Origin of the sequence: Kitasatospora sp. NPDC051164 (assembly GCF_044455625.1) — a bacterium.
In the GTDB taxonomy this organism is placed as follows: Bacteria; Actinomycetota; Actinomycetes; order Streptomycetales; family Streptomycetaceae; genus Kitasatospora.
The window spans coordinates 1-5,958 of sequence record NZ_JBITFB010000096.1; the positions used below are offsets into that span (position 1 = coordinate 1).

General features: G+C 65.9%; 7 protein-coding genes. All 7 read right to left on the bottom strand.

Translation table 11 applies throughout. From position 1 onward, the window contains the following. Positions 1–266: 266 nt before the first annotated feature. Complete coding sequence (locus tag ACIBEC_RS47390; protein ID WP_360510122.1) at positions 267–767, bottom strand: hypothetical protein; 501 nt, start codon at positions 765–767, stop codon at positions 267–269. Positions 768–905: 138 nt separating this feature from the next. Continuing rightward, complete coding sequence (locus tag ACIBEC_RS47395) at positions 906–1,355, bottom strand: hypothetical protein (protein WP_360510121.1); 450 nt, start codon at positions 1,353–1,355, stop codon at positions 906–908. After that, positions 1,352–2,377 (bottom strand): hypothetical protein, encoded by a 1,026-nt coding sequence (locus ACIBEC_RS47400; RefSeq protein WP_360510120.1) that lies wholly within the window; start codon positions 2,375–2,377, stop codon positions 1,352–1,354. Before ACIBEC_RS47400 ends, ACIBEC_RS47395 begins: the two co-directional genes overlap by 4 nt. A 148-nt stretch (positions 2,378–2,525) precedes the next feature. Then, complete coding sequence (locus ACIBEC_RS47405; RefSeq protein ID WP_396290875.1) at positions 2,526–3,365, bottom strand: ImmA/IrrE family metallo-endopeptidase; 840 nt, start codon at positions 3,363–3,365, stop codon at positions 2,526–2,528. Between the two features lie 191 nt (positions 3,366–3,556). Further along, a complete protein-coding gene (locus tag ACIBEC_RS47410; protein WP_396290877.1) occupies positions 3,557–4,555 on the bottom strand; it encodes a hypothetical protein in 999 nt (332 codons plus the stop codon). Positions 4,556–4,601: 46 nt separating this feature from the next. Beyond that, positions 4,602–5,585 (bottom strand): hypothetical protein, encoded by a 984-nt coding sequence (locus tag ACIBEC_RS47415; protein WP_360510117.1) that lies wholly within the window; start codon positions 5,583–5,585, stop codon positions 4,602–4,604. Positions 5,586–5,709: 124 nt separating this feature from the next. Then, positions 5,710–5,958 (bottom strand): aminotransferase class I/II-fold pyridoxal phosphate-dependent enzyme (locus ACIBEC_RS47420; RefSeq protein ID WP_360510116.1); only part of this gene is annotated, 249 nt, incomplete at its 5' end.

Below are 5,958 nucleotides of genomic sequence, written 5' to 3' on the forward strand. Positions count from 1 at the left end.
CCGAGGCCCTCGCCTTCGCGGTCATCCGAAATTCGAACAAGCAGGATCGCCTTCTTCGGCAGCATTCCGACAGGTTACTCCTGTGGTATCGGAGTCCCCATGCCCTCCAGCCTGCGGTTCGGCAGCAGCCTTGCACCCTTCCCGGCTCCTTACGGCTCGGAGCCGCTCCAACATTCGGGGCGGGTGCGAACGGGACAAGTGCCGGACACGAGTGCTCGAAGCCATACTCGAGGTCTATTGAGCTGATTACTGCCGCTTGTTGCCTGTCAGCGCCGGAGGCGTTTCCACCAAGGCAGGAGTTCGTGCAAGTGGATGTGAACGGCGTCGAGGTAGGCGGTCTCGTACTGCGCGAGCTCGCTGAGGTCGATGACGGTCGGCGGGATGTTCATATGTGTATCGGCGGTGATGGCGGGTGCCTTCCAGGCTTCGTGCATGGCGGTGCCAGCAGTCCTGCGGAGGTGTTGGATGAGGTTCTTGTAGGCCTCGCCGACAGCAGGTGACTCGAGGGCGGTCCAAGCGAGGTGGTAGGCGAGTTGGGCCTGAGTCTCGCGGAGAATCTCCGAAAGGCGGACGCGCTCCTCTGCGGCTTGGTCTGCGTGTCGGCGACGGATGGCGTACGGCAGTTCTTTGTACGTGTTGTACGCGACGAAGGCTTCCGCGAAGGCCGTTCGCAGACGGGCGCGTTCTTCTTCGCGGGAGCGGCTCCGGGCGAGCCACAGGTTGATGGTCGCGGTGATGGCGGCTGCGAGGACGGCGCCGGAGACCACTGCGGATGTCAGCGCCCCGCCCCCGGTCGTTGCGGATGCAGGGGCTGGGGACGGAGCAGATTGTGTCGCCGTCGCTGTGATTGGGGCGGAGGAGGGCAGCGCCGGGGTTGGCGGGGTCATGCTGCCCTCCTGGTCCGGCTACACGTTTGGCTCGGGCATGAGGTGCGGGGCTTCCTGGCCCGGCCACTCACCGGTTCGGCGCCACCACTCCTCTTTGAGTAGGTGCGCAATGATCAGGCCTAGCAGGACCGTTGGTCCATCGCGGAGCACCCATCGCTGCTCGGCCGGGTCGTACGGGTACCAGATGCAGAGAGAGCCGTCGTTGTACCGGTGCGGCGACTCGCTCGGTCCGTCACTGTAGATGTGTGGCGCCTGGGAAGGGTAGAGGCCGAAGGCGATGGTGATGGTCTGTCGGGGAATGTCCGGCAGGTCGAGGCGCACCGCAAGGGCGAAGCCCCCACGGTACCGATGCGGGGGCTTTACGACTCTGGTGGTCACACCGCAGGTTTCGATACCGCGCTGGAAGGCGAAGCGAAGCGCCGGCCTGGTGAACCAGGCCGGCTCCTGCCACGCCGCGCGCCGGCTCACCGGTCCTCAGACGCGACGCCGAACGAACGGACGGCGGGGATGGCTGCGGGAAGGCCGCCGAGCCCGAGGGCTGCGGTGGAGAGAGGGCCTGGCCGCCGCAGCTTACTGATCTTCTGGGCGAGGCTGCTGGGGGACGGATCGTCGATGTACTTGTAGAAGACCTTGGAGAGGGCGGAGAGTACGGCGTCGCGATCGTCGTCGTGGTCGATCGCTTCCTCCATAGCAGTAGCTGCCGTACGCAGCCTGCGGGAGGCGGTGTCACGCGGGACAAGCAGCCGAACGTTCGGCGATACACCCGCCGGGTCGACCGTGGCGCTGCCAGAGTCGACCCGGCGGGCTGCCTTCGTGAGGACCGTGCTCAGCGCGACGACCATGCCCATCCCGGGCTGGATGAACTCCCAGGCCCAGACAGCCAGGTTGTGGGAGGAGAAGCCGGGGGCGGAGTACTGCTTGTTCCACGCCTTCAGCAGGCGCACGACCCGGCGTCGGGTGCGCTGGAGGGAGGCTCCTCCAGAGGTGAACAGCTTGACGTGATGCTCGGGGTCGGAGGCCTCCCACGTGTTGTTCTTGAGGTTGGGAATCCATAGCCCTGGTGCATCCTTGCGGGTCAGCGCGACGACCAGGTCCACGGTGGGGTCCTGGCCGTCGACGAGCTGGCCGAACGTCAGCTTGGGGCCTCGCTTGGAGGTTCCGCACCGGGCATTGGGATACACCTCGCGGACTGCGGGACCCAGCAGCCCACAGAGCTCGGCCGAGATGTCGGCGGGGGTCTCACCACCCCCGTCAGGTCCGAGTCCGGGGTAGACACGGCGATCGAGGACGAGGCCGCCGTCTCCGTCGCCGACCGGGTGGATGAAGGTGTGCTGTGCCAGTGATCCGCTGGCGTAGGTCCGCAGGGAGCCGGGGAACTCCTCGGCCGTGGCACGGACCAGGGCCAGCCGCTCTCGAGCCTCCGTGAGCGGCTCGGCGTGGGCGTCGATCTGAGAGCGGATGTCGTCCAGGATGTTGTGGGTGTGTCCCATCAGTTTCTCAATTCTCACTACGGGGCCGTCAGGGCCCAGGTTTCAGGCCCGCCACAGCGGGCCGAGCAGCCTTGCAGCTGCTCACCAGTACCTGACGTCACATCGCAAGAATCGTCCGGTCGAGGTTCACCGGTTACCAGAAGAGCGGTCAGGCGCAGTCCCGACAGGTGGCACTGGTGCCGTCGAACCGGCTCGGCGCCAGTACGAGGAAACATCGGCCGCAGGCGCGATCCCTGCCCATGCGGGCGCTGACGCAGCCGCAGTGCCAGTCGGGGCATGTAGCGACGCCGCAGTGTTCACACGGCGCGGTGCTGACCTCGAAGGCCTCTCCGCACGTCTCGCAGACCCACGACGTGCCGTACCAGGAAGCGCCGGTGCCTGGCCGCGGGGCCGAGTACCTATGCCAGGGGGCGTTGTCCGGAACGAAGACCGCAACCAGGTAGTCCTCGTCGCACCAGGCAGCCTGTCCGTACAGCAGCTCACTTTGCTTGCCCGAGCGATACTCCACGTACGTCTTGTCGTGCTGTGCCGTGGTCCCGGTCCGCAGCGCTCTCTCGATGAGGGGGTTGCCGGACTGATCGGTACCCCGGGCCGGGGGGATCAGGCTGCGGGAGACGCTGAAGATCGTGGTGCCGTCGCCGTCGAGCAGGACTACAGCACCACCCGCGAGATATTCCGCCGCCCGGACGCAGCACGCCTCACGCGACGCCTGGGAGTGGTGGAACATTTCGACCACATCCGTTGCGGACGGTCCCCGTAGCCGCACGTTCGCGGGGATCTCGCTGTCTGGTATCAGTACCCGAGCTGCGAACGCGTCGCATGCAGCATCCTCGAAGACTTCCGAGTCCTGCCAAGCAAACAGAGCCTGGCCGAGGCCGGGGTCGGTCTGCTGCAGGTGGTGCCCCAGTTCGTGCAGCGCAGTGAACCCGCGGCGCCGGTACGACCGGGAGGCGCCAACCACAAGCGTCGGCGGATCAGTCTGATCCATATAACTGCCGGCAACCGAGCATCGGCCTTCCCCATCCTCAGGTGCCATCACGATCTGAAGGTCTGACCAGGAGCTCAGCTCGGCCAGTGGATCTCCGCGCAGCGCTGCAAGAGAGCCTGGGTGGATCCTCTCGACTGCGGCGATCATGGCCTGCGCTTGCGGTGGTGCCTCCTGTACGAAGCGGCGCCGCATTACGTACCCGATCCGGCAAGGTCTTCACCGCGCAGGAACTGCCGGAGTCGACCTTCCCAGTCTGGATCTGCGCCGCCGGTTTCGCGGGCAGCCAGCGCGAACGCCCCATAGCCACCCGTGAGGCGCGCATCCCCTTCACTGACGCCCAGCCGCTGGGCCCTGCTCCTCCAGGTCTGTCGCCAGCGGGGATGCTCCGCCGCTGCTGCCAAAGCCGGTGGGAGAGGGCGTACCGCGGCGGCGACCGCTTCAACCGGCAGGCCTGTCACTTTTGCGACTTCCTCGGCCTGTCCTGGGGCCAGGGGCGTCGAACCCCGCAGGATCCTCATCACTTCCGGCTGAGAGAGTTCCAACGCTGTGCCCAGAGCTGGCAGGTCGGGGAGGCGGCCCTTCAGTAGCTCTCCGAGCGAGACAACCTTTGCCGATCCCTCTGCCGCAGGCAGGCCGGGCGCCATCCGCAAGGCTTCGAGATCATCTTCAAGGACAGCTCGCACGTCTTCGGAAGCGTCGAAGACCGACACAGGGGCGACGCCCTGCCGGGCTCCCGCTGGTACGGAGGGTGTTCCGCCGGCGGCCGTCTCCGCAGCCCACGCCACGAGATCAGGCTCCCAAGAATCGACGACGCGGTCGAGGACGCGCGTAGGAACTGGCCCAGCCAGCCCTGCCCACACCGTTGTTTCCACCCCGAACACAGTGCGGCGGCCGTCCACCACGAGGCTCGCTGCATCTTCGCCTGGAGGGTCGATCGTCACCGGGGCAGCGCGGACCTCGCGGGTCGCGAGTTCCAGGACCAGCACGAGAAGACTGGTTTCCTCCCAGCATGCACGCCATACCTGGCCTGCCGCGAGGCGGACTTCCTCTGGACTACCGAACCTGGCACGAAGCCCTTCGTTCGACAACTGCTGTGGTGCCATGGCCGCAGCCGCCAGTTCAAGGAAGCGCTGGGGCACACCTGGTTCACTCATGGAGTCCTCCCGGCTGACACGGCTGAACAGTTCCACCCATGTTTGACGTCACAACCATCGCGGTGTCCGAGGAGCCACAAGATCACTCCACGTCGCGAGTTTCGGTGCACAGCCTGATCACCTCCAGTCCCACACCGTGAACGTCATGCTCTCCAACCAGCTGCCTTAGCTTCTCCCGAAGGCGCTTTACCTTTAGGGATGCCTGACTCCTGCCACATCCCAATAGCTCCTGGACCCTAGCCTGCTGGTCGGCGATGGGTACAAGGAGGCGCTCCTCCGGTGACAACATCCCCACGATTTCCGCCGCGGTGACGGCGTTGTCGAGGTCTTCCTCGGCGGCAATCACTACCTCTTCGGGCGTTGGGGCTTCGTCTCGGTGAAAGCCCTCGAACTCGTCCCCCGTAGTCACGATCACCGGGTCGAGCACGGTCGGGAACCGTGCAGCGAAGACCGCGACCAACTGAGCGATCTCCATCGATCCACCAGCCGCGCTAAGGACAGCGGTGGCCACGGCGACGAGCGACGTCTTGTCGGCGATTGGTGCCCGACGCGTTGTGCTGGACCACTTCGGTATCTTCACTGCCTGGACCGCATGAGAGGCAGTGATCAGGTCACCGGTGGCGCCCGACCATGGAGCCCATCCGCTTCCCGCCAGCCTCCATCGCTTGGCTCCGGACTCGCCTTCGGGAACCTGCTCGAAGTTCGGTTCGGAGGACAGCACTGCCTCCAAGCGGCGGCGCAATGCGCCCAGGCCCGTTTGGCGGGCCCTGTCGATCAACCAGTTCCGAATCGACCTGCGCAGGATCCGACCCATCGAAGCGTCGTCGGTTGCGCGACCCAGCAGGTCGGCAGTAAGGGCCCTGACCCGGTCCGCAAGGAAGTCACCGAGCAAGTCCTCCCAGTCTTCTGCCTGCCACCCTGACCCAGGAGCCAGCACGGGAAACCGCCGGCTTTCCTCCCGCATCAGCCTGTAGACCAGCTCCAGCCCTTCATGGCCCAGATAGCCAAGATGATGAAGCTCTTCGAACTCGGAGATGGCTGACCTCCCTCCACGGCTGACGGACACGTTACGCCCGTGGGCGAGCCTTTGTCCCGATTTCAACCGTCCAGCTGGGGGGAGTACTTGCTGGTGGTGGGTAGCTCTTGTTGACGAACCTTGGCGGCAGCTGCGCTTGCCAACCTGATCGGTCTCAGCTCGCCAGCGAATAGGTAGGCGAACAGGGCTTGACCCAGCCGACCTTCCAGCCGGTGAAGGAGAAGGTCTTGCCGGCGGACGAGATGGTGACGGTGCGTTCGCGCATGCCGGGGAGGGCGGCGAGCGGGTGGTGGGTGGCGCCGAAGACCAGGTGTTCGTAGACCTCGTCGGTGATCACCAGGAGGTCGTGCTCGACGGCGAGTTCGGCGATGCCGCGCAGCTCGTCGGCGGTGAGGACGGTGCC